Origin of the sequence: Streptomyces colwelliae (genome assembly GCF_048158785.1) — a bacterium.
GTDB lineage: Bacteria > Actinomycetota > Actinomycetes > Streptomycetales > Streptomycetaceae > Streptomyces.
On sequence record NZ_JBLTJC010000694.1, the window covers coordinates 1 to 2412 of the forward strand.

General features: G+C 71.3%; 1 protein-coding gene. It reads left to right on the plus strand.

Going from position 1 to position 2412, the window contains the following annotated elements; genetic code table 11:
* Window positions 1–374: 374 nt before the first annotated feature.
* Window positions 375–2412 (plus strand): sensor histidine kinase (locus ACNFOC_RS53280; protein ID WP_416966153.1); only part of this gene is annotated, 2038 nt, incomplete at its 3' end.

Genomic DNA, 2412 nt, shown 5'->3' on the forward strand with positions numbered 1-2412 from the left:
TAGCCACTCACCGGGCACTCCGGGCCGAGCACGGAGCCGAGCAACCCCGAGGTCCTAACCGGGTTGCCCTGGACGTCATCCGCTTTCCGAACGCGATGGGCCGGTTCGGAGCGGGTGGGCATGAACTGGGATGGCTCGGTTTCATACCTATCCAACTGCGCGGGGGGCTCGGGCGCCCGTCGTGAAATCCGCAGGGTGTCCTTGGCGTTCCTGGCGTGCCGCGCCGTCAACTCCCCAGTGTGTGCAGGTGTGTTGACGTGTCTTCCTGCCCGTTTCGATACGTCGCGCGCCACCCCGGAAAGGAAAACGCCGGTGTCGCAGTTCCTCACCGCAGCTCCTCTTCTCCGCCGTGCCGTCGGGTACCGGGGGGCGAGGTGAGCCGGCACCGGGGTACGCCCGCGTCGACGGCGGCGGGAGCAACGGCCGGGCGGGGGCGCAGTATCCGGGCCTCGCTCATCACGCTCGCGGTGGTGCCGGCGACGGCGCTGGTGCTGCTGTGGGTCAGTGGTTCGTACGCGCTCTTCGACCAGTGGAACAAGTCCAACGACGTCGGGCAGGCGGCGAAGACCACGTACGCCCTTCAGCCGGCGGTCGGCGAGTTCCAGAAGGAACGGCAGCTGACCGTCAGCCTGCTGGCCTCGCACGGCAGTTCCGCCGCCCTGGAGGCGCAGCGGCGCCGGACGGACGCCGTACTCGCCGGGTTCCGCAAGGCGGATTCCGCCTCCGCCGGGGCCGGATCGGCGCAGTACCAGGCCCAGTTGGCCACCGTGCGCAAGCGGCTCACCGGGCTGACCACCGAACGGGCCGCCGTCGACGACGGGAAGACCACCCGGCAGCAGGCCTACACCGCCTACTCCGACGCCGTGTCCTCGGCGCTGAACCTCTTCGGGATGCTCAGCACCGACAGCGGCGACGCGGCCACCGCGGCCGACGCCGGCCACGCCCTGGCGTTCCTGCGCGGGGCGGAGGCGCTCTCGCAGGAGGAGGCGATCCTCAACGGAGTCGCCGCGTCACGGAAGTTGAGCGTCCAGGAGAGGTCGGCGCTGGCGGCCGCCCAGGCCGTCCGGGTCTCTGTGCTGACCAACGAGGTGGAGCCGTACCTGCCCACGGAGCTGGGCGCCGAGCTGGGCAAGGCCATGAGCGGTCAGGACGGGGCCGCCATGACGGCCTTCGAGAAGACCGTCGTCGCGGCGTCCGCCGGGTCCGACGGCACGGTCTCCGTGCCCTCCGTCCCGGCCGCCCGCGCCGCCGCCCCGGGGCGTGTGTCCGGCGCGGTGCAGGCCGTGGAGGGCCAGTACCTGGGCAAGGTCACCGAGGATTCCGCGCACCGGACCCACATGGTGCTCGTCAAGGCGCTGTCGGGCAGCGCCCTCGCGCTGGTCGCCGTCCTCGCCGTGGGCGTCCTGTCCTGGCGCATCGCCCGGTCCCTCATCGGCCGGATGTCCGGGCTGCGCGCGGCGACGCTCGAACTGGCCGAGGAGAAGCTGCCCGAACTGATCACCCGGCTGCGTACCCAGGGCAAACGGGCCGAGGTCGGCGACCTGCCCGAACTCGACTACGGCACGGACGAGTTGGGCAAGGTCGCGGACGCCTTCAACAGCGCCCAGCGGACCGCGGTGAGCGTCGCGCTGGAGCAGGCCGCGCTGCGGGAGGGGGCGCGACTGGTGTTCCACAACATGTCGCGCCGTATCCAGCTCCTCGTGCACCGCCAGCTCACGGTGATCGACTCCATGGAACGCAAGGAGCAGGACCCTCAACTCCTCTCCGATCTCTACCGCGTCGACCACCTCGCCACCCGGATGCGACGCAACGCGGAGAGCCTGACCGTGCTGTCCGGCGCGACACCCCGGCGCCGCTGGAAGCACGCGGTGCCGCTCGCGGATCTGTTGCGCAGCGCGGTGTCCGAGATCGAGGGGTACACCCGGGTCGTCGTCGAACCCCTCCCGCCCATCGCGGTGTTGGGCCCGGCCGTCGGCGACACGATCCACCTCATGGCCGAACTCATCGAGAACGGCGTGACGTTCTCCCCTCCGCACACCGAAGTACGGGTCCGCGCACTGCCGGTGGCCCAGGGGTACGCCATCGAGGTGGAGGACCGGGGGCTCGGCCTCTCCCCGGACGAGTACGCGGCGGCCAACGAACTCCTGCACCACCCCAAGGACTTCAGCTTCACCACGCTCGGCGAGGACCCCCGCCTCGGCCTCTTCACCGTCGGCCACCTCGCCCAGCGCCACGGCGTCACAGCCAGCCTCCAGGCATCGTCGTACGGCGGTTCCCTGGCCGTCGTCGTCCTCCCACACGCCCTCACGGAATCGGCGGCGGACACGGTACCGCCACCGCTGGACGCACGGGCGGAACGGCATTTGGCTTCGGTCGCGGGGTTGGCGACGGGGTCGGTCACGGGGGTGGGAG